General features: G+C 71.7%; 21 protein-coding genes. 13 read left to right on the top strand and 8 right to left on the bottom strand.

Annotated features, from left to right (window positions below; translation table 11 throughout):
- Positions 1 to 162: 162 nt before the first annotated feature.
- Complete coding sequence (locus B0I32_RS19895) at positions 163 to 552, bottom strand: hypothetical protein (protein ID WP_106241391.1); 390 nt, start codon at positions 550 to 552, stop codon at positions 163 to 165.
- Positions 553 to 1,065: 513 nt separating this feature from the next.
- Here B0I32_RS19895 and B0I32_RS19890 point away from each other — a divergent pair.
- On the top strand, positions 1,066 to 2,595 hold the full coding sequence (locus B0I32_RS19890) for a PQQ-dependent sugar dehydrogenase (RefSeq protein WP_106241390.1): 1,530 nt from the start codon (positions 1,066 to 1,068) through the stop codon (positions 2,593 to 2,595).
- A gap of 17 nt (positions 2,596 to 2,612) precedes the next feature.
- Here B0I32_RS19890 and B0I32_RS57760 read toward each other — a convergent pair whose 3' ends face one another.
- Positions 2,613 to 4,067 (bottom strand): serine/threonine-protein kinase, encoded by a 1,455-nt coding sequence (locus B0I32_RS57760; protein WP_181307562.1) that lies wholly within the window; start codon positions 4,065 to 4,067, stop codon positions 2,613 to 2,615.
- 224 nt (positions 4,068 to 4,291) lie between these two features.
- Here B0I32_RS57760 and B0I32_RS19880 point away from each other — a divergent pair, with 224 nt between their 5' ends.
- From B0I32_RS19880 to B0I32_RS19865, 4 genes are all read left to right on the top strand, one after another.
- On the top strand, positions 4,292 to 5,230 hold the full coding sequence (locus B0I32_RS19880; RefSeq protein ID WP_106241384.1) for an ABC transporter permease subunit: 939 nt from the start codon (positions 4,292 to 4,294) through the stop codon (positions 5,228 to 5,230).
- Entirely contained in the window at positions 5,227 to 6,069 is an 843-nt protein-coding gene (locus B0I32_RS19875) for a carbohydrate ABC transporter permease (protein ID WP_106241382.1), read from the top strand. Before B0I32_RS19880 ends, B0I32_RS19875 begins: the two co-directional genes overlap by 4 nt.
- Positions 6,070 to 6,096: 27 nt before the next feature.
- Positions 6,097 to 7,491, top strand: a complete 1,395-nt coding sequence (locus B0I32_RS19870) for an ABC transporter substrate-binding protein (protein ID WP_106241380.1) — start codon at positions 6,097 to 6,099, stop codon at positions 7,489 to 7,491.
- Between the two features lie 88 nt (positions 7,492 to 7,579).
- Entirely contained in the window at positions 7,580 to 8,128 is a 549-nt protein-coding gene (locus tag B0I32_RS19865) for a YciI family protein (protein WP_106241378.1), read from the top strand.
- A 55-nt stretch (positions 8,129 to 8,183) separates the two neighbouring features.
- Here the strand turns inward: B0I32_RS19865 and B0I32_RS19860 are convergent, their stop codons facing one another.
- Entirely contained in the window at positions 8,184 to 8,951 is a 768-nt protein-coding gene (locus B0I32_RS19860) for an SDR family NAD(P)-dependent oxidoreductase (RefSeq protein WP_106241375.1), read from the bottom strand.
- Between the two features lie 53 nt (positions 8,952 to 9,004).
- Here B0I32_RS19860 and B0I32_RS19855 point away from each other — a divergent pair, with 53 nt between their 5' ends.
- The 5 genes from B0I32_RS19855 (at position 9,005) to B0I32_RS19835 (ending at position 11,830) form a co-directional block, all read left to right on the top strand.
- Positions 9,005 to 9,364, top strand: coding sequence for an ArsR/SmtB family transcription factor (locus B0I32_RS19855; RefSeq protein WP_106241372.1), 360 nt, complete (start codon positions 9,005 to 9,007; stop codon positions 9,362 to 9,364).
- 130 nt (positions 9,365 to 9,494) lie between these two features.
- Positions 9,495 to 10,250 (top strand): SDR family oxidoreductase, encoded by a 756-nt coding sequence (locus tag B0I32_RS19850; protein ID WP_106241369.1) that lies wholly within the window; start codon positions 9,495 to 9,497, stop codon positions 10,248 to 10,250.
- A gap of 110 nt (positions 10,251 to 10,360) precedes the next feature.
- Positions 10,361 to 10,792, top strand: a complete 432-nt coding sequence (locus B0I32_RS19845) for a cupin domain-containing protein (RefSeq protein WP_106241366.1) — start codon at positions 10,361 to 10,363, stop codon at positions 10,790 to 10,792.
- A 22-nt stretch (positions 10,793 to 10,814) separates the two neighbouring features.
- Positions 10,815 to 11,573, top strand: a complete 759-nt coding sequence (locus B0I32_RS19840; RefSeq protein ID WP_146178232.1) for a class I SAM-dependent methyltransferase — start codon at positions 10,815 to 10,817, stop codon at positions 11,571 to 11,573.
- Between the two features lie 32 nt (positions 11,574 to 11,605).
- Positions 11,606 to 11,830 (top strand): hypothetical protein, encoded by a 225-nt coding sequence (locus B0I32_RS19835; protein ID WP_106241361.1) that lies wholly within the window; start codon positions 11,606 to 11,608, stop codon positions 11,828 to 11,830.
- A gap of 57 nt (positions 11,831 to 11,887) precedes the next feature.
- Here the strand turns inward: B0I32_RS19835 and B0I32_RS19830 are convergent, their stop codons facing one another.
- Both B0I32_RS19830 and B0I32_RS19825 read right to left on the bottom strand, forming a co-directional pair.
- Positions 11,888 to 12,481, bottom strand: a complete 594-nt coding sequence (locus B0I32_RS19830; RefSeq protein ID WP_106241358.1) for a hypothetical protein — start codon at positions 12,479 to 12,481, stop codon at positions 11,888 to 11,890.
- Between the two features lie 71 nt (positions 12,482 to 12,552).
- Positions 12,553 to 13,341: an FHA domain-containing protein gene (locus tag B0I32_RS19825; protein WP_106241356.1), complete on the bottom strand. Its 789-nt coding sequence runs from the start codon at positions 13,339 to 13,341 to the stop codon at positions 12,553 to 12,555.
- Positions 13,342 to 13,535: 194 nt separating this feature from the next.
- On the opposite strand from B0I32_RS19825, the gene B0I32_RS19820 reads away from it, so the two are divergent.
- Positions 13,536 to 14,870 carry an acyltransferase family protein gene (locus tag B0I32_RS19820; protein ID WP_106241353.1) on the top strand — a complete coding sequence of 445 codons (1,335 nt, stop codon included), beginning with the start codon at positions 13,536 to 13,538 and terminating at the stop codon, positions 14,868 to 14,870.
- On the opposite strand, the gene B0I32_RS19815 is transcribed toward B0I32_RS19820, so the two are convergent.
- Positions 14,758 to 15,864 carry a helix-turn-helix transcriptional regulator gene (locus tag B0I32_RS19815; RefSeq protein WP_106241851.1) on the bottom strand — a complete coding sequence of 369 codons (1,107 nt, stop codon included), beginning with the start codon at positions 15,862 to 15,864 and terminating at the stop codon, positions 14,758 to 14,760. The two genes, B0I32_RS19820 and B0I32_RS19815, sit on opposite strands and share 113 nt — an antisense overlap.
- A 105-nt stretch (positions 15,865 to 15,969) precedes the next feature.
- Here B0I32_RS19815 and B0I32_RS19810 point away from each other — a divergent pair, with 105 nt between their 5' ends.
- Both B0I32_RS19810 and B0I32_RS19805 read left to right on the top strand, forming a co-directional pair.
- Entirely contained in the window at positions 15,970 to 16,392 is a 423-nt protein-coding gene (locus tag B0I32_RS19810) for a VOC family protein (protein WP_106241352.1), read from the top strand.
- A gap of 62 nt (positions 16,393 to 16,454) precedes the next feature.
- Positions 16,455 to 17,552 (top strand): winged helix DNA-binding domain-containing protein, encoded by a 1,098-nt coding sequence (locus B0I32_RS19805; protein ID WP_106241350.1) that lies wholly within the window; start codon positions 16,455 to 16,457, stop codon positions 17,550 to 17,552.
- 18 nt (positions 17,553 to 17,570) lie between these two features.
- On the opposite strand, the gene B0I32_RS19800 is transcribed toward B0I32_RS19805, so the two are convergent.
- Complete coding sequence (locus B0I32_RS19800; protein ID WP_106241348.1) at positions 17,571 to 18,203, bottom strand: pyridoxamine 5'-phosphate oxidase family protein; 633 nt, start codon at positions 18,201 to 18,203, stop codon at positions 17,571 to 17,573.
- A 22-nt stretch (positions 18,204 to 18,225) separates the two neighbouring features.
- Positions 18,226 to 19,209 (bottom strand): helix-turn-helix domain-containing protein, encoded by a 984-nt coding sequence (locus B0I32_RS19795; protein WP_106241347.1) that lies wholly within the window; start codon positions 19,207 to 19,209, stop codon positions 18,226 to 18,228.
- Positions 19,210 to 19,217 lie beyond the last annotated feature (8 nt).

The following is a 19,217-nucleotide window of genomic DNA, read 5'->3' as shown; positions in this document are numbered from 1 at the left end:
CGTCATGGTCGCTCACCCTGTCCAGGCCCGCTGAAGAGGGGCCGATGGTGTGGTTCGCCGGGGGCGACGCTGACCTGAATGCCGACGCTCGATTTGTCCTCGGTGGCTTCAGTTTACCTCATGGCCTTCCGGCGGCCCTTGGGGCCCGGTGCGCCGCGCCGGTCAGGGGGCGATGACGGCGCGGATCTCCGTGACGGTGAACGCGTCGACGATGTGCCGGTTGCCGACCAGGAAACCGACCAGGCCGGCGATGGCCTCGGCGCTCGTGGCGGCCCGCGCCTGGCCGCTGAGGAGGTAGACGAGCGGCGTGGACGGCTGGTCGAGCGCGAAGTGGCGGCCGTGACGGCGCACGTCCTTCAGCACCCTGATCGGCATCGGCCGCTCCGAGGTGAACCACACCGCGATCCGCCACAACGGCAGCGCCGGGTCCGCCTCGGTCGCGGCCTCGTAGCAGGCGACGCAGCCCTTGGCCGCGTGACGTCCATGGGGGCACGTCCAGCGGACGGCGTCGGGGGCCGGTTGGCCGCGTGCGCTCAGCTTCGCCTCGCTCACGTGGGGGCGTACCCGCCGGGCCGGCTCCTCGGACGGGGGAACGGCAGGAATGGCGATGATCGGTGTCCCTTCGTCGAGGTGGTGCGCCGGCAGATACGGAGGTGCTCGGCCAGGAAGCGGGCGTCGTGCTAGGAGAGGCCGGCCGCTCTCGGAGAGGCCGGGTGCGGCCGGGGCGACGCCGACGCCGTTGTCGGGCAGGCGGAAGATCCCAGTCCACCCACCATACGCCGCCCGCTCCCGCGCGCCCCTGTCCCACACGGGCGGCGGGCGAACCGATGTCGTCGGACGCGGGCCCCCGGCAGGGCGCGCGAACCCGGGCGGGCGGTAAGCGGCGAATGTACGTTTCATTGATCGACGCCGGACCCGGCATGGGCGTGCGCGCATCGTCACAGGTCAGCGACCCGGGGCCGGCGCACCGGGCGGACGCGGTGATCGCGGATCTGGTTGGGATGGCAGGCGGGCCGATACCGTCCGGTCTGCGGATCCCGACGATGCCCCGGTCTGGAGTTCGACATGCCAGGAAGACGCTGGGCGGCCCCCGTGCTGCTCGCCCTGTCCCTGCCACTTCTCTCCCCGCTGAGCCCGCCATCGGTCGCCGCCGCGACCGGCTCGCCCACCTCGCCCGCCGCCACGGTGCCGCTGGAGGAGATCAACGCGATCACCACCCAGGTCGCGTTCGGGCTGCGCCGCCCCACCGCCATCGCCGCCCCCGACGACGGCACGAGGCGGCTGTTCATCACCGAGAAGCGCGGCACGGTACGCGTCTACCATCCGGACACCGGCCTGGCGCAGACGCCGATCATCGACATCACGGCCTCCGTGGACGAATCCGGCAACGAACGGGGCCTGCTCGGCATCGCCCTCTCCCCCGACTTCGCCACCAGCCAGGACCTGTACCTCGCCTACACCGCGCTGCCGGACGGCGCGGTCACCCTGGCCCGATACCGGCTGGACGACGCCCGCCTCGAACCCCTGCTCGCCCAGGAGCACGCCGAGAACAGCAACCACAACGGCGGCCAGATCACCTTCGGCGCCGACGGTCACCTCTACATGAGCATCGGCGACGGCGGCGGCGCCGGTGACCCGTTCGACAGCGGCCAGCGCGTGGACACGCTCCTGGGCAAGATCATCCGGGTCGACGTCAGCAGGAGCTGCGGCGAGCTGGCCTACTGCGTTCCCGCCGACAACCCGTTCGCCGGCGTGGCGGGGGCGCGCGGGGAGATCTGGCTCTACGGCGGGCGCAACCCCTGGCGTTTCTCCGTCGACCACGCCGACGGCTCGATGTGGGTCGCCGACGTCGGCCAAGGCCGGTGGGAGGAGATCAACCACCTGCGGAAGGGACGGCAGGCCGGGGCGAACCTGGGCTGGTCCTGCTACGAGGGGCTGGAGGTGTTCGACCAGGCCCAGTGCCGCACCGGAGCCGCGTACACCGCGCCCGTCTTCACCTACTCCCCGCACACCGGCGGCTGCGCGGTCATCGGCGGGCAGGTGTATCGCGGCAAGCAGTTCGCCGACCTGGTCGGCGGCACCTACCTCGCCACCGACTACTGCTACTCCACCGTGTGGGCGCTGCGCGAGGACGGCTCCGGCGGCTACGCCCAGGCCGAGATCGGCCAGACGCCCACGCAGGTCACCGCGTTCGGCGCGACTCCTGAGGGCGAGCTCTACGTCGTGAACGACCTGCCCGGCGGCCTGCACCGCGTCTCGTTCGAACGGGCGAAGCCCACCTGCCGGATCGCGTACACCACGCGGACCTGGGGCGGCGGCATGACCGTCGACCTCACCGTCACCAACACCGGCGCCACCCCGATCGACGGCTGGACGCTGCGCTTCCCCCTCGCGCGGGGGCAGAGCGTCATCGGGGACTGGAACACCGACCTCACCCAGAGCGGAGACATGATCACCGCGGCCGACGCGGGCCACAACCGCTCCATCGCCCCGGGCGGCAGCGTCACCCTGGGCTACCTGGTCAGCCACACGGGCGACGCGTCACCGCCGGCCCGGTTCTCGCTCAACCGGGACGCCTGCGCGGTCGTCCGCTGAGCGGCTCCGCCACCGGCTCAACCGGCGGTCCAGGTGACCTTGTTCGACACGATCCGGTGGCCGTCGGGTGCTTCGGCGACGATCCACACCTGCTGGCCGGTGGCGTTGCAGGGGAACCGGTCGTCGCTGTGCTGCTCGCCGTTCTCGTCGGCGCTCAGGTCGGCACCCGGGTTGAACGCGCCCCAATTGCTGGTGTACGGCTGGAAATGGTATTCGGTGCCTGGCTTGAGGCCGGTGGCCAGGAACTCGACGAAGGCGCAGTTCTCGCGGCAGCTCCTGCCGTAGGTCGTCCGCGCGCCCTTGGAGGCGACGATCCGTGCCTCGCTTCCGGAGGACGGCGAAGAGGCGGGCGGCGAGCCGGACCGCGTCACGGGCTGTGTGACGGGCGGCGAGGCGGGCGATGAGACGGGCGGTGGGAGGGACAGTGAGGCGGGCGGTGAGGCGGACAGCGGGAGTGGGGCGGTGGTGGCCGGGGATCCGGTGAGCCAGACGGTCGCGGACCCGGCCAGCGCCAGGGCGGCCACGGCCCCGGCCGGCACCGGCCACCGGCGTGCGACCAGCGCCCGCCACCCGCGTACGGCCGTGTCGCGCGCCTTGCGCCACAGCGGCGGCGGGTCGGCGACGTCGCGCAGGGCGTCGCGGGCTCCGGCGGCGGCCGGGCGTCGCTCCGGCTCGGCGCGCAGCATCGCCGCCAGCACCGGGCGTAACGGCCCCACGTCCGCCGCCATCTCGACGACACCGTGGTGCGCGGCCCGCCCGACGATCCGCGCGTCGTCGACGGACCCGCCGCCGTCCGCCTCGTGCGAGGCGGCACCGGAACGGCCGCCGTCCGCTCGGCGCGCGGCCGCGCCGGAGCCGCCGTCGTGGGCCCAGGGGCGGGGTGGGTGGCCGGCGACCAGGGCGTAGACGGTGGCGCCGAGGGAGAAGACGTCGGAGGCCGCGGCCGGGCGTCCGCCGACGAGTTCCGGCCCGGCGTAGTCGGGCGTGTAGGAGATCGGCCGGTCGGGCGAGATCGTCTCCACGCCGCCGATCCGCCACACGGCGTCGAAGTCGGTGAGCTTGGCCGTGCCCTCGGCGTCCATGACGATGTTGGCGGGCTTGACGTCGCAGTGGACCAGCCCCTTGCGGTGCAGCGCCGCCAGCGCGTCGGCGATCTGCGCGCCGATCCTGGCCGCCTCCCGAGGGGTGAACGTCCGCTCCGACAGGCTGCCGTTCGGCATCCGTTCGAGGACCAGCCACGTGCCCGCCCAGGAGCCCGCGCCGACGGTCAGGACGTCGTGGACGGTGACGATGTGCGGGTGGGTGAGGCCGGCCAGGGCGCGCGCCTCGGCCGGGTCGGTGCGCTTGAGCACGACGGAGCGACCGAGCTCCTCGTCGTAGGCGAACAGCACCCTGCCCCTGCCCTCGGCGACGGACGTCTCCTCCGCCACACGGAAGCGCGCGCCGAACCTGCTTCCCGGCTCTCCATCCACCTCGTCCGCCTCCCTGTGGGCCCGAGCGGCCGCATCGTCACGTGAGGTAGCCGACCGGCCACGAGAGTAACAAGAAGCCCGCCAGGTCGCCCCCGAACGTGCACAGCGCACCAGGTCAGGAGGGCCGTCGCGGATAACGTTCCGCGAACGTTCGTTGTGAAGTCACTGGTCAGACCTACCGCAAGCTGACCTGGGTAGGCAGAATCCAGCAAGCACGAATGTGAATGACCTGTGAACGAAAGTGGGACGGCACGACGATGGAAGCCCGCGCTACCAGGGAACGGGGACCGACGGGCGAGCGCCGGTTATCGCTGCTGTACCTGGCGCCCTCGCTGCTCGTGTTCGCGATCTTCGTCTTCTACCCGCTGGGCAGGACCTTCTACCTGTCCACGATGGGCACCGACATCATCGGCCGGGCCAACAAGTTCGTCGGTCTCGACAACTTCACGGCCATGTTCGGCGATCCCGGGTTCTTCAAGGCGCTGGGAACGACCGCGCTCTTCGTCCTCTTCACGGTGGTTCCCGCCATCGCCGGGGCCCTCGTGGTCGTGCTCCTGCTGGAGTCGCGGATCAGCGGGCAGCGCATGTTCCGCACGGTGTTCGCGCTGCCGTTCGCCTTCTCGGTGGCGACCGCCTCGGTGATCTTCGCGCTGATCTACAACCCGGCCGTGGGCATGGCCAACGGCGTGCTCAGCTACCTCGGCGTGGACCGGATCGGCTGGCTGACCGAGCCGGACCTGGCGCTGATCTCCATCTCGATCACCACGGTCTGGATGACGCTGGGCTACAACGTCCTCGTGCTCTCGGCGGGCGTCGGCGCGATCCCGACCGAGGTGGTGGAGGCGGCCAGGCTCGACGGCGCCACCGGATGGCGGCTGCACAGCCGGATCACCATCCCGATGCTGTCGCCGCAGCTCTTCTTCCTCATCGTGATCTCCACGATCCACGCGTTGCAGAGCTTCGGGCAGATCCACATCCTGACCAAGGGCGGCCCCGACGGGGCCACCTCCACGCTCGTCTACTGGATCTACGAGAAGGCCTTCAGCTACGGCTCCTCCGACTTCGGCACGGCCAGCGCCGCGGCCATCGTCCTGCTGGTGATCGTGCTGGTCTGTACGGGCATCCAGTTCGGCGTGCTGGAAAGGAAAGTCCACTACCGATGAGCAGATCCGCCACCTCCTCAGTCACGAGCAAGATCATCGTCTATCTCGTGCTCATCGTGTGCGCCATCCCCGTGGTCTTCCCGCTGTACTACGCGTTCGTCGGCGGCATCATGACGCCGGGCGACCTGGCCAGCTATCCGCCGAAGCTGCTGCCGACGGCGATCGACCTCGGCAACTTCACCTCGGCGCTGGACACGATCCCGCTGGCCAGGCAGTACCTCAACTCGGCGATCCAGACCGGCATCGTCACCATCTGCCAGCTCCTGTCGAGCGTCCTGGCCGCCTACGCGTTCGCGTTCCTGCGGATGTGGGCCAAGACGGCGATGTTCGCGCTGTTCATGGTGACGCTCATGGTGCCGTGGGAAGCGATCATCCTGCCGAACTACCTGCTGATCTCGGACCTGGGCCTGACCAAGGGGCCGCTCACGTACCTCGGCCTCACCCTGCCCTTCCTGGCCCACGCCTTCGGCACGTTCCTGTTGCGGCAGTCGTTCCTGCAGTTCCCGGTCGAGGTACGCGACGCCGCGGTGATGGACGGCTGCGGGCACCTGCGCTTCCTGTGGCGGATCCTGCTCCCCCTGTCGAAGCCGGCCATCGCGGCGGTCGGCGTCTACGTGTTCATGACCACGTGGAACCAGTACTTCTGGCCGCTGATCCTGGGCAACGACGACCAGTACAAGACGCTGCAGATCGGCGTGTCCATGCTGAACGACGCCGAGTCGTCCAGCCCGACGCTCATCCTGGCCGGAGTCACCCTGGCGCTGATCCCCACCCTCGCACTAGTGATCTTCGGACAGCGCTTCATCATCCGCGGGCTCACCGCGGGCGCGGTGAAGTGATCGTGAATCAGAAACGGAGTTCCCCCCATGGCACTACCCCGATCCCGGCGGACGCGCGGCGCACTGGCCGCGGCGGCCGCGCTGTCCCTCACCCTGGCGGGCTGCGGCGGCGACGGCGGCTCCAGCGAAGGCGGTGAGGCCGCCACCGCGCCCGGCGCGGACGCGATCACCGAACCGGTCGAGATCGAGTTCTGGCACTCCATGAAGGAGAAGAACGAACTCGCCATCAAGGCCATGGTGGACGACTTCAAGAAGGCCAACCCCAAGATCACCGTCAAGCCGGTGTTCAAGGGCGACTACGACCAGATGGTCGTCGCGTACAAGCAGGCCGTCCAGCAGGAGTCCACGCCGCCGCTGGTCCAGATCTACGACATCGGCTCACGCTTCATGTACGACGCCCAGCAGGTCGTGCCGATGTACAAGTTCATCGAGGCCGACAAGTTCGACCAGAACGCCAACATCGAGCCCAACATCGCCAGCTACTACACGATCAAGGGCAAGCTCTGGTCGATGCCGTTCAACTCCTCGGCGCCGCTGCTCTACATGAACGCCGACGCCGTGAAGAAGGCCGGGCTCGACCCGGACAAGCCGCCGGCGACGCTCGACGAGATCGGCGAATGGGCCAAGAAGCTCACCGTCAAGGAGGGCGGAACGGTCAAGCAGTACGGCTTCAACGCCGCGCTCTACGGCTGGTTCGTCGAGCAGCTGACCGCCCAGGACGGCGCCGAGTACTGCGACAACGGCAACGGCAGGAACGGTCTGGCCACCAAGGTGAATTTCGGCACCGGCGCCGGGCCCAAGTTCGCCCAGTGGCTCGGCACGCTGGTCAAGGAGGGTTACGCCACCAACACCGGCCGGCCCACCGACCAGGCCCAGAACGCGTTCAAGACCGGGACCGTGGCGCTGCACCTGGAGTCGACCTCCGCGCTGGGCGGCTACACCGCGGCCGCCGAGGGCAAGTTCGAGCTGAAGACCGCGCCGTTCCCCAAGCCGTCCGCCTCCTCCAGCGGCGGCACGATCATCGGCGGCGCCTCCCTGTGGATCAACGCCGCCGGTCACAGCGACGCGGAGAAGCGGGCCGCCTGGGAGTTCGTGAAGTTCTCCAACACGCCCGAGCAGCAGGCGAAGTGGCACGCGGCGACGGGTTACGTGCCGGTCAACCCGCAGGCCAAGTCGAACGACAACCCGAACTTCCAGGTCGCGGTGACCCAGCTGCGCTCGCAGCAGCCGTCGGCGGCCACGTCGGGCTGCCTGCTCGGCATCATGCCCGAGGCCAGGAAGGCGGCCGAGGTCGGGCTTGAGCAGGCCGTGCCGGCCGGCGAGGGCCAGGAGCCGAAGACGTCGGCGGAGCAGGCGATGCAGACGGCGGCGACCGGGCTGCAGTCTGCCATCCAGAAGTACAACGCGAACGTCGGGCAGTAACCGCCGACGTGGCTGGTGCGCGGGTGTCCCTGCAGGGGGACGCCCGCGCACGGACGCGGGTGGCCGGGCGGGTGGGAGACTGCGCGGCATGGAGTTCTTCTGCTACCACCGTGACCGGACCGGCTCGCTGCCCCTGCGTGAGGAGCTGGTGGAAGCGCACTGGAGCTACATGGACCGGTACGCGAAGGAGCTGATCGCCCGGGGCCCGACCATGGCCGACGACGGCGAGACGCCCACCGGCAGCGTGCACGTCGTCGACCTGCCCGATCCCGCCGCCGCCCGCGCGTTCGCCTTCGACGAGCCGAACTACCAGGCCGGCGCGTACCGGGACGTGCTGCTGCGACGGTGGCGCAACACGCTGGGCCGTACCATGTGGGACTTTCCCGGCGGCCGGGAGGCCGGCAACCGCTACCTGGTGCTCGGCCTCGGCGCGGGAGAGCCCGCCGACCTGGCCCTGCCGCCCGGCGAGGACACGCTGATCGCCTACGGGCCGCTGTCGTCCGACGACGGGACCGCCTGGCTGGGCACGGCGGCGCTGGTCCTGGCCCCCGACGCGGACACGGCCCGCGCCGTCCTGACCGCCGACCGGTACGCGGACATCGAGGTGCACAACTGGCAGTTCGGCGGCCGCTCCTGACCCTGGACGTCCACAGCACAGTGCCTTCCTGTGACCGGCACGGCGACGCCGGGCGTCAGCCGGTGAGGTCCAGGCCGCCGTCCACGGTGAGGATCTGGCCGGTGATCCAGGTGGCGGCGGGGTCGGCGAGGTGGACGATCCAGGCGGCGACCTCTTCCGGCCGGCCGCGGCGGCCGAGCGGGATGCGGCCGGCCTCGTCCTGCTTGATCTGCTCCACGGTCGCCTCGGGCAGCCCGGCGGCGCTCAGGGCCTCGCTCTCCGTCGGCCCTGGGGCCACGGCGTTGACGCGGATGCCGTCGGAGGCCAGCTCCAGCGCCCAGCTGCGGGTCAGCTGCTCCACGGCGGCCTTGCTCGCGGCGTAGTGGGCGGCGCCGGGCAGGGGGCGGTGGCCGTACGTGCTGGAGACGTTGATGATCGTGCCCCGGCCGGCCCGCAGGTGCGGCAGCGCGGCCTGGGCGAGCAGGCTGGGCGCGACGACGTTGAGGGCCAGCAGGCCGGTGACGCGCTCGGCGTCGGTGTCGGCCAGCGACATGACGGCGGTCGCGCCGGCGTTGTTGACCAGCACGTCCAGCCGGCCCCAGCGATCGACGGCCGCCTCGACGACGGCCCGTGGGATCCCGTCGGCGGTGATGTCGGCGGGCAGGGCGACGATGCCGGGGTTAGCGGCGGCGGTCTGCTCCAGGGCCTCGGCGCGGCGTCCGACGCCGAGGACGTGCGTTCCGGCGCGGGCCAGGGCGAGCGCGGTGGCGCGGCCGATCCCGGAGCCGGCCCCGGTCACGATCGCGACGCGTTCCCGCTCATGGGTGATGGGTTGTGCGGTCATGTCACCCTCATTGTTCGATGTTCGTGAAACGTCGAACAAGCTACCATGGACAAATGAGACAGGTGCACCACCCCGAAGTCGGCGAGATCTCGCTCACGGTGGTCATGGGGGCGCTCAGCGATCCGATCCGGGTCGGGCTGGTGCGGGTGCTGGCCGACGGACGCGAGCGCGGGTGGGGCGAGCTGCGGGCGCCGGTGGCCAAGTCGACGCTCAGCCACCATCTGCGCGTGCTGCGCGATGCCGGGCTGACCCGCACCCGGCAGGAGGGTACCCGCTGCTTCGTCACCTTACGCGTCCATGACCTGCGGGAACGCTTCCCCGGCCTGCTCCGCGCGGTGCTGACCGCGGCCGACGAGCAGGACGTCGGACTCCAGGTGAGCGTGCAGGAATCCCCCAGGGCCGCCGTCTCCTGAACGGGAGCGGCTGTCGCTTCTGGGGTGGCTTGTGAAGAATTTAACGGCCGCTGTCACAAGTGAGGAAGGCGTCCTGTCTTAGCTGGCGACCGGAGGGCACAAGATGCCCCGGCGGCAGAAAGGGGATGTCATGAAGGTCGTCGTGATCGGCGGAACCGGCCTGATCGGGTCGAAGCTGGTGGCGAAGCTGGGCGAGCACGGCCACGAGGCGGTGGCGGCCTCCCCGCGCACCGGCGTCAACACGCTCACCGGCGAAGGGCTGGCCGAGGCGATGGCGGGCACGCAGGTCGTGGTCGACGTGTCGAACTCGCCGTCGTTCGAGCCGGCCGCGGTGATGGAGTTCTTCGAGACCTCCACCCGAAACCTGCTCGCCGCGGAGGCGGACGCCGGGGTCGGCCACCATGTCGCCCTGTCGGTGGTGGGCACGGAGCGCATGCCGGAGAACGGCTACTTCGCGGCGAAGATCGCCCAGGAGCAGCTGATCCAGAAGTCGGGGATCCCGTACTCGCTCGTGCACGCGACGCAGTTCTTCGAGTTCGTCCGCGGCATCGCCGACGAGGCCACGCAGGACGACACCGTACGGATCGCGCCCGTGCTCTTCCAGCCCATCGCGGGCGACGACGTCGCCGCCGCGGTCGGCCGGGTCGCGGTGGACCGGCCGCTGAACGGCCGGATCGAGATCGCCGGGCCCGACCTGTTCCGGATGGACGAGTTCTTCCGCGAGACGCTGGCCGGCTGGGGCGACCCGCGCCAGGTGGTCACCGACCCGCACGCGCGTTACTTCGGCGCGGAGTTGAAGGAGCGGTCGCTGGTGCCGGAGGACGGCGCGACGCTCGGCACGATCCGCTACGCCGACTGGCCCGGCCGCGACGCCACCGGCCGCTGAAGCGACCGCCGCTCGCCCAGGACCGCCCGCCGCTCGCGCCGCGTCGCCGGCCCTCCGGCGTTCGCCATGAGCCGACCGGCTCGTACGGGCCGCAACGAAAGGTGAATCTCATGTCCGACAACCCATCGCGGACCCGCGAACCGCGCTCGACCGCCTGGCAGTCGGCGCTGACCCTGCTCCAGGAGGTCGAACCGCCGTTCATCCCGGCCGGGGCGCACGCGATGACCATCGTCATCGAGTACCCGCCCGGCGACCCGGGCACGCCGCCGCACCGCCACTCGGGGCCCGCGTTCGGGTACGTGCTGGAGGGCGAGATGCGGTTCGAGCTGGAAGGCGAGCCCGAGCGGGTGATCCGGGCGGGAGAGGTGTTCTGGGAGCCGGGCGGCGACGTCATCCACTACCAGGACGGCAACAACCGCGACGACATGCGGGTCCGGTTCACCGTCACCATGCTGTGCGAGCCGGGCAAGCCGATGCTCGCCCTGGTGGACGAGGAGGAGCTGGCCCAGCGCAGGGACCGCCGCGCTCCCCGTCCCGCCTGAGCACCCGGCCAGGAGGCGCCCTGTGAGCGCATCGGCGATGTCCGCCGAGTTCGACGACGTCCCCGGCTGGACCGCCGAGGCCGTCGAACAGCTCGGTGAGCGGCACGCCATCCCCGCCGCCTGCCGCGGCAGCGCGAGCCCGGCGGCGCTGGCCTGGCTGGCCGAGGCGTGCGAGCTCGCGCCGGGGATCAGGCTGCTGGACGTGGGCGCGGGAGCCGGCGGGCCGGCCGCCTGGGCGGCGGAGCGGTTCGGGGTGGCGCCGATCCTGCTGGAGCCGATGCCGGCCGCGGGCCGGGCCGCCGTCCGGCTGTTCGGGCTGCCGGTCGTCGCGGCCGACGGTCGGCGCATCCCGCTCCGTACGGCGTCGGTGGACGCGGCCTGGTGCCTGGGAGTGCTCTGCACCGTGCGCGACAAGGCGGCCATGCTGGCCGAGATCCACCGGGTGCTCACGCCCGGCGCCTCCCTGGGACTGCTGGTGGTCCTCGCGAGGGGGCCGCAGGTCCTGCCCGCTCCCGACGGCAACCACTTCCCCACCGGCGGCGAACTGCTCGGGCTGCTGGCCGGGGCCGGGTTCGAGGTCGTCGAGCAGATCGACCAGCAGACCGGCGCGCCGCTGTCCTGGACGCGACGGGCCGAGCAGGTCGCCGCGGTCGTGGCCAGCCGCCACCGGACCGACCCCGCCTTCCGGCTGGCCGCCCACCAGGGCGAACGTTTCGCCCGCCTGTTCGCCTCCGGCCAGATCGCGGTGCGGCTGGTCCACGCGGTCAGCCGGCCCGCCTGACCCCCCTTTCGAAGTCACCCCTGGAGTAGGAGATGAACGTGCCGAACGGCGAGGACGACGTCCTGTACGAGCTGCGGGCCGAGGTCGAGATCGAGCTGATCACGGCCGAGGCGAGCCGTCCCGAGGAGGAGATGGAGCTGCCGGTCACCGACTGGTTGTTCGACCCGACGGACGTCGAACGCGAGGAGATCGGCCTGCGCGGCCTGATCGACGCGGTGGAGGAACTGGAGGGCGGGCACGGCGGCCAAGGAGCCTGACCCTCCATGACGGCCGAGAGTCCTGCCCCTCCATGAGGGCTGAGGAGTCCGATCCCCCTACCCGACGATGAACGTGCCGATCACCCCGGTCGCGCTCAGCAGGCCGATCGCGGTGAGCGCGGCCACCGCGATCCCGGCGCCGGCCAGCCACCGGCGCCGCTGCGTTCCCGCGTCCAGGCTCGTCAGCGCGAGTGCCGCCCACAGCAGGCCCTCGATCAGGAACCACGGCTCGTTGAACAGCAGATCCTGCAGGTCGGCCGTGCGCCGGTCGAGGGTGCGCCAGAACGGCAGCTCGATGTGCAGCAGCCCGGCCAGGCTCAACGCTCGTTGCACGCTGTCGACCAGGGCGTGCATGACGCATCCCACCGCCGCCACCCAGCAGAGGGCCAGCATGGCGCGCCGTCCGGACCGGTGCCGCCACAGCGGCAGCGTCGCCGGCGGCAGCACGGCGGCGACGAGCAGGATTCCGGCTCCGACCGCGTTGATCGCCAGCCACTGCGCCTGCGAGACCGGCGTGCCGAACATGCCGGCGGTCCCGCCCAGCGCGTAGTAGGCCCGGTAGGCGCTGTAGAGCAGCCCCCACACGGCCAGCGCGACGCTGATCCGCACGCGCGTGCTCATCCCGCCGCCGGTCTGTACGCGCGCGGTCATCGCTTCCCCTCCATCACGGCAACGTCAGCGACAAAGCGTACGCAATGCGTAGATTCGTCCTCGCGGCCGGGTCACCTGGCGTGGTGGATGTGCAGGCGGTAGCCGAGGGTGGGGACGGTCTCCAGGACGACCGGGTTGCCCGGCTCGGGTTCGACGCACTTGCGGACGGCGTACACGACGGCGGCGACGTCCGAGTTGTCGTACGTGCGGCCCACCGGCCAGTCCTCCCTCGGGCCCCACAACGCGGTGATGAGCTCCGCGTGGTCGCAGGCGACCTCGTCGGAGGACTGGCTGCGGCCGCGGCCGACCATGAAGCGCAGCAGCTGGTGGCCCTTGGGGCGCAGCCCCTCGATGAGCGTCTCGGCGCCGGTCTGGTCCACCCGGTACGCCCGGCTGGCCACCCAGTCGTAACGCAGCCGGGCCCGTGGCGCGGGCAGGTCGAGCCGCGCGGGAGTGGTGGTGGTGTACCACTGGTGGGCGGGCAGGGTGCGCTCGTCGGCGTCGATGTAGACCAGCCGCCAGTGTTGCGGGATGTCGCCGTCGGCCATGTCACCGATGATCAGCAGGGTGTCCTGGTGGTGCAGCATCTGGCGCCCGCTCACCGCCTGCGGCCCGCCGGGGGTGTCGTCGCGTTCGATGAGGGTGCCGTTGCGGGCGTGGTCGGTCACCCACCAGCGGCCGTGCTCGTAGTCGAGGATGCAGTGCAACCGGCTGATCCAGCCCTGCGGGTCTGGTTCGAGCACGATGTCGGGGCGGTGGTCGGCCACGGCGCGGCCGATCGTGTACTGCGTGCGCGTCAGGTCGTATCGATGGGATTCGCCCGAGGGCGAGATCACTTCGAGTACGGCCGTTCGCGACATCGCTGCCTCCGGTCCTGCGGGGAAGATCCGCGCTCGTCCCGATGTAGCCACAGCCGCCGGACACGTGTCAACCGGCCGGAATCGGCGGTTGACCAGTGAACTTGACAACGCCTTCCGGCCGCAAGCGCACGCTCGTCCATGCCGCCTGAGCAGACCCCAAGGTTTCGCTCAGGTTGACCGCATAGCCTGACACGATGCCCATCGACCTGGCCGCTCGTGAAGACGGCGGTGAGCTGCGGACCGGACACCAGACCAGGACGGCCCAGGCGGCCCCGCCGGCCCGCCGGCAGACCTGGTTGGACGCCCTGCGCGGGCTGGCCGTGCTCGCCGTGCTCTTCGAGCACCTCCTCGACCCCCTCTTCCCCGAGGTCCGCACGGGCGCCAGCCCCTGGTTCGACTTCGGCCAGTACGGCGTCATGCTGTTCTTCATCATCAGCGGCTACGTGGTGCCCGCCTCGCTCGAACGGCGGGGCAGCGTCACCCGGTTCTGGATCGGCCGGGTGTTCCGCATCTATCCGCTGTGGATGGTGGCCGCGGTCATCGGCACCGCGTTCGCACTCGTCCCCGTCTACACGGAGCTGCCCGACCAGCTGGGCGAGCATCCGGTGACGGCCGGGCTGGCGCACCTGACCATGCTCCAGGACTTCCTCCAGGTGGTCAGCGTCGTCAACGTGTTCTGGACGCTGTCGTACGAGATGGTGTTCTACCTGCTGGTGACGGCGATCTTCGTGGTCGGGGCGCGGCGCGTGCGCACAACCGGCGTGCTCGCGGTCGCGGTCGCGGGTGTGCTCGTCGGCGGTCTGCTGCCGGCCGGCGCCCTGTCGCGCGCCTTCGGCTCCGACGTCCTCGTGCTGGTCGTGACCGGGGTGATGGTGGCGGGGCTGGCCGCGGTCCTCGCCGGAGCTCATCGCGTACGGCTCTGCGGCGCGGTCGCCGTGGCCGCCGTGGCCCTCGTGCTGCTGGTCGTCAACAGCCGGATCGGCGCCTGGCAGAGCCTGGCCGTGGTCGCCACGATGTTCGCCGGGACCGCGCTCTACCGGCTGGACCAGGGGCAGGTGCGGCGGGGCGTGACGGGGTGGGTGATCGGGCTGGTGCCCGTCGTGTCCGTCGGCGCGGCGGCCTGGTTCGGGCCCGGCTGGTCCATGGCCCACCAGCAGGCGGTGGCGTTCCGGTGGAGCTGGTCCACCGCCGTCGCGGCGGCGTGGCTGACGTTCCTGATCGGGCGGCGGCTGCGCTCGTCCGTCTGGCCGGCCCTCATCGTGCGCCTCGGGCTGATCAGCTACTCCGTCTATCTGCTGCATCCGCTCCTGATCCAGGTGCTGCGGCGGTCGATCCCCGATCCGGTGCCGGTCCCGCTCGGCTGGCGGATCACCTGGTTCTGGGTGCTGCTGGCGGCGGTGGTCGCCTGTGCCCTCGTCAGTCACCGCTACATCGAGCTTCCCGGACAGGGGGTGGGCCGGCGTCTGGCCCGCTCCGACCGGCTGCGGCGCCTGCGTAGCGTCGTGCCAGGCGGGCGAACGCGTCTCTGAGCTCGGGCGGGCCGACCACCTCGATGCCGGCGTCGAACCTGCCGATGGCGGCGACCAGGGCGGGCCACGACCACGAGCCCATGACGAGCCGGCAGCGGCCGGGGCCGAGCTCCTCGACGAGCCCGTCACGGACGTAGCGCGACACCTCGGCCGCGGGCAGGCCGAGGATCACCTCGCCCTGGCAGGGCCAGTCGCCGGTGCCGCCCGAGCCGCGGAACTTGCTGGTCACGTACGCGGTCACGTCGCCTCCCGGCAGCTCGCGCGGGGTGAAGCGGGGGCCTGAGGGGGTGCGGGGGGTGATGCGGTCGGCGCGGAAGGTACGCCAGTCGGCGCGGTCGAGGTCCCAGGCGATGAGGTACCAGCGCCCGCCCCAGGTGACGAGGTGGTGCGGCTGCGCCCGGCGCGGCGGCCCCGGCTCGCCACCGCCGGAGGCCGAGTCGCGGGCGAAGGCCGAGTCGCCGCCGGAGGAGGCGTCGGTGTCCTGGGACGGGCTGGCGTCGGGGGATGCGCGGGCGTAGTCGAAGCGCAGCACCTCGCGGGCGTGGACGGCGGCGCTCAGCGTCATGAGCACACCGCTGTCGACCTGGACGTCCGCCCGAGAGGTGGGCCGGTCGACGGCGGTGACCCGGAAGGTGTCGATCCGGTGCCGCAGCCGGGCGGGCATGACCTGCCGGACGGTGTGCAGCGCGCGGGCGGCGGCCTCCTCGATGCCGGCGCCCGTTCCGGTGGCCATCTGCAGCGCGATGGTCAGTGCGACGGCCTGCTCGTCGTCGAACAGCAGCGGCGGCAGCTCCGTGCCGGCCTCCAGCCGGTATCCGCCGTCGGGGCCCTTGAAGGCCACGATGGGATAGCCGAGCTCGCGCAGGCGGTCGACGTCGCGGCGCACGGTGCGCGGGCTGATGTCCAGCCGCTCGGCGAGCAGCGCCCCCGGCCAGTCCCGGCGGGTCTGGAGCAGGGAGAGCAGGGCCAGCAGGCGCGCTGAGGTTTTCGGCACGAATTCCATCCTGCCGTAAGTAGAGGCCACAACCTGGCCGCTACTCCTGTGAGAGTTCCTTTGCGGGCGCCACCCGGCGTTCGCTGCAGGCTCAGGAGTAGCGATATGTCGATCAAGTCCGTTCTTCATGTGAACTTTCGTGGCGAGGCCCGCGCGGCGCTGGAGTTCTACCGGTCCGTGTTCGGCGGCGACCTCGGCGTCGTCACGTACCAGGACGCGGGCAGCGTCGCGGACCCGGCCGAGGCGGACCACGTGATGTGGGGCCAGGTCGCCGCCGCGAACGGCTTCCACGTGATGGCGTACGACGTCCCCGCGGCCATGCCGTACGAGCGCGGCGAGAACTCCTTCTTCGTCTCGCTGACCGGCGAGAGCGCGGAGGAGATCACCGCGTACTGGGAGAAGCTGTCCGCCGGGGCGGACGTCGTGCAGCCGCTGGAGCCCTCGCCGTGGGCGCCGCTCTACGGGATGCTCAAGGATCGCTTCGGCGTGGTCTGGGCGGTCAACGTGGCCAGCACCTACCACGGCTGAAACGCACAGATACCGGAGGGAACCACCATGACCACGCGGCTTCTCGATCCGCGAGCGGGCGCATGAGCGTCCTCAGCGCCCGGGCGCTCAACCGCGCGACGCTCGCCCGGCAGTTACTGCTCGATCGCTCCGGCCTGCCGGTGCTCGACGCCGTCGCGCACGTGTGCGGACTGCAGGCGCAGGAGCCGCAGGAGCCGTTCGTCGGGCTCTGGTCCCGGCTGCGCGCGTTCGACCCGGCGGCGCTGTCCGACCTGGTCACGGAGCGCCGCGTGGTGCGCACGCACCTCATGCGCCGTACGGTGCACCTCCTCACGGCCGACGACGTCGTGGCCTGGCGGGCGCGGCACGACGGCATGCTGCGCCAGCGGGTCCTCGGGACCTACCGCCGCGAGCTGGCCGGGGTGGACCTCGACGAACTGGCCGCGGCGGGCCTGGCGGTCATGGCCGACGGCGAGCCCCGCTCGATGGGCGAGCTCGCGCGGGCGGTGGCCGGGCGCTGGCCCGCGCCGGGCCCGCGACCGCTGGGCGAGATGCTGGCCGCCGCCCTCATCCCGACGGTGCAGCTGCCGCCGCGCGGGCTGTGGCGCAAGAAGGCGGGGGTGCGTTACGTCCCGATCGCCGCCTGGCTGGGACGCGAACTGGATCCGCCGGCCCAGGACGGCGCCGACCCGGTCGGGCAGGAGCTGGTGCGGCGCTATCTGGCCGCGTTCGGGCCCGCCACCACGGCCGACCTGCGGGCCTGGTCCGGCCTGGCCGGGCTGCCCGCCGCGGTGGCCGCCGTACGCGCGGAGCTGATCTCCTTCCGGGACGAACGCGGCCGGGAGCTGCTGGACCTGCCCGACGCGCCGCGCCCGGACCCCGGCACCCCCGCCCCGGTACGGTTCCTGCCCGCCTTCGACAACGCGATCCTCGGCTACCAGGACCGCGGCCGGATCATCGACGACGCGCACCGCAACCTGTCGGTCAGCGGCGCCCGCGTCGCGCTCGTGGACGGCCGGGTGGCCGCGACCTGGCAGGTCGAGGACGACACCGTGACCGTCACCCCGCTCAGCCGGCTCTCCCGGGAAGAGCGGGACGCGGTGGCCGAGGAGGGCCGGTCGATGGCGTCGTTCCTCTCCGACGGCGCCTCCGACCGCGTCCGCGTCAGCGCGTCCCCCTGACCGGCCTCCCGCCCGGGTTCAATACTGGTTCTGCTCGGCGTCGCGGTCGAGCCCCTCGTCGAGCTGCTCGGCGGACAGCTCCTTGATGCCGATGTGGTCCTTGGCGATCCGGCCCAGCGTGGGCAGGCTCTTGCGGTCGGGCCAGGTGTCCGGCTGCCAGAGCGACGAGCGCAGGAACGCCTTGGCGCAGTGCATGTAGAGCTCCTCGACCTCGACGAGCAGCGCCAGCCGGGGCCGCTTGCCCTTGACCGCGAGGTCGTCGAAGAACGGCGCGTCGGAGACGAGCGTGGCGCGCCCGTTCAGCCGCAGCGTCTCGTTCATCCCCGGCACGATGAACAGCAGCCCCACGTGGGGGTTGGTGAGCACGTTGCGCAGGCCGTCGACGCGGTGGTTGCCGGGGCGGTCGGCGATCACCAGCCGGTGGTCGTCGAGGACCAGCACCGACCCGGCGGGGTCGCCGCGCGGCGAGACGTCGCAGGTGCCGTTCTCGTTGGCGGTGGCCAGCACCAGGAAGGGCGAGTGGGTGATGATCGTACGGGCGTGCTCGTCGATCCTGGCGATGTCCTTGTCCCAGATGGCCTGCGAGGGCGGCGCGACGATCTCCCGCAGCTCGGCCTCGGTCGTCACCGTACGGATCTCAGAAGGGCTCATCTCCCCACCATAAGGTGGCATATCAGGCCGAGTCGGGCCAGCCGCGGCGGGCGGCGAGCAGGCCGGCCTGGAAGCGGGTGCGTGCGCCGAGCAGGTCCATCAGCTCGCTGACCCGCCGGTGGATCGTGCGCAGGCTCACCCCGAGCTGCCGCGCCACCGCCTCGTCCTTGAGCCCCGCGGCGAGCAGGGTGAAGAGCTCGGGATCGGGCAGCTCGGGATGCCCGGTGGAGGGGGCGGACGGCAGCGGCAGCGCCGCCCGCCACAGGACTTCGAAGAGCGTGACGAGCGCGTCGAGCAGCGTGGAGGAGTGCACGATGACCGCGCTGTCGGCGTGCGCTGGCTCGGTGGTGCTCAGCGGCAGGATCGCGCTCTTGCGGTCGGCGATGGCCAGCTTCATCGGCACCTCGGGGCTGATCCTGGCCTGCTCGCCGGCCGCCGCCGCCTCCTGGGCCAGGCGCAGCTTGCCGGGGATCTCCAGGGCGGAGACGTCGTAGATGCCGCGGACGAGGACGCCGTGCGCGAGCCGGTTCATCTCCTCGGCGTTCTGCTCGGTGGGGTTCTGCGCGTAGGGAGGGCGGTCCAGCACCAGGAGCTCCTCGGTCGCGGTCTGCTGCAACTGCGTGAAGCGCTGCACCACGGCCGCCTGGCCCTGGACGACCTCGACCAGCTCCTCCGGCGACTGGTTCTCCGTCCGCGGCGTCTCGGCGAGCAGCGCGATCGAGGCCAGCCTGGCCTGGGCCAGGCCCTCCTCCCTGCGCGAGATGAGGGCGGCCACCGCGACGTCGGGCCTGGTCGCCAGGAACCGGGCCGGGCGGCCCGCCATGCGGCTGACCAGCCCGAGCGCCTCCAGCCGGGTGAAGGCCCGGCGCAGGGCCACGGTGGTGCGGCCGGTGTGCTCGGCCAGCTCCGGCAGGGTCGCGCGCGGGCGGCGGAGCAGGTCGCGGTAGACGCGTTCGTCGTCGGCGTCGACGCCGACGGCCGAGAGTGCGTTGTCGTCGGCGTTCATCGTCGTCG

The sequence above is a fragment of the Nonomuraea fuscirosea genome (assembly GCF_003001935.1).
Classification (GTDB): Bacteria; Actinomycetota; Actinomycetes; order Streptosporangiales; family Streptosporangiaceae; genus Nonomuraea; species Nonomuraea fuscirosea.
Note: the sequence above shows the minus strand (reverse complement) of the source record. Positions and strands in the feature narration are given on the sequence as shown.

What these genes read in the sequence shown, in the direction of transcription:
- B0I32_RS19890 (WP_106241390.1), top strand. Translation starts at nt 1,066, where the DNA reads ATGCCAGGAAGACGCTGGGCGGCCCCCGTGCTGCTCGCCCTGTCCCTG.
- B0I32_RS19880 (WP_106241384.1), top strand. Translation starts at nt 4,292, where the DNA reads ATGACCTGTGAACGAAAGTGGGACGGCACGACGATGGAAGCCCGCGCT.
- B0I32_RS19875 (WP_106241382.1), top strand. Translation starts at nt 5,227, where the DNA reads ATGAGCAGATCCGCCACCTCCTCAGTCACGAGCAAGATCATCGTCTAT.
- B0I32_RS19870 (WP_106241380.1), top strand. Translation starts at nt 6,097, where the DNA reads ATGGCACTACCCCGATCCCGGCGGACGCGCGGCGCACTGGCCGCGGCG.
- B0I32_RS19865 (WP_106241378.1), top strand. Translation starts at nt 7,580, where the DNA reads ATGGAGTTCTTCTGCTACCACCGTGACCGGACCGGCTCGCTGCCCCTG.
- B0I32_RS19860 (WP_106241375.1), bottom strand. Translation starts at nt 8,951, where the DNA reads ATGACCGCACAACCCATCACCCATGAGCGGGAACGCGTCGCGATCGTG.
- B0I32_RS19855 (WP_106241372.1), top strand. Translation starts at nt 9,005, where the DNA reads ATGAGACAGGTGCACCACCCCGAAGTCGGCGAGATCTCGCTCACGGTG.
- B0I32_RS19850 (WP_106241369.1), top strand. Translation starts at nt 9,495, where the DNA reads ATGAAGGTCGTCGTGATCGGCGGAACCGGCCTGATCGGGTCGAAGCTG.
- B0I32_RS19845 (WP_106241366.1), top strand. Translation starts at nt 10,361, where the DNA reads ATGTCCGACAACCCATCGCGGACCCGCGAACCGCGCTCGACCGCCTGG.
- B0I32_RS19835 (WP_106241361.1), top strand. Translation starts at nt 11,606, where the DNA reads ATGAACGTGCCGAACGGCGAGGACGACGTCCTGTACGAGCTGCGGGCC.
- B0I32_RS19830 (WP_106241358.1), bottom strand. Translation starts at nt 12,481, where the DNA reads ATGACCGCGCGCGTACAGACCGGCGGCGGGATGAGCACGCGCGTGCGG.
- B0I32_RS19825 (WP_106241356.1), bottom strand. Translation starts at nt 13,341, where the DNA reads ATGTCGCGAACGGCCGTACTCGAAGTGATCTCGCCCTCGGGCGAATCC.
- B0I32_RS19820 (WP_106241353.1), top strand. Translation starts at nt 13,536, where the DNA reads ATGCCCATCGACCTGGCCGCTCGTGAAGACGGCGGTGAGCTGCGGACC.
- B0I32_RS19810 (WP_106241352.1), top strand. Translation starts at nt 15,970, where the DNA reads ATGTCGATCAAGTCCGTTCTTCATGTGAACTTTCGTGGCGAGGCCCGC.
- B0I32_RS19805 (WP_106241350.1), top strand. Translation starts at nt 16,455, where the DNA reads ATGAGCGTCCTCAGCGCCCGGGCGCTCAACCGCGCGACGCTCGCCCGG.
- B0I32_RS19800 (WP_106241348.1), bottom strand. Translation starts at nt 18,203, where the DNA reads ATGAGCCCTTCTGAGATCCGTACGGTGACGACCGAGGCCGAGCTGCGG.
- B0I32_RS19795 (WP_106241347.1), bottom strand. Translation starts at nt 19,209, where the DNA reads ATGAACGCCGACGACAACGCACTCTCGGCCGTCGGCGTCGACGCCGAC.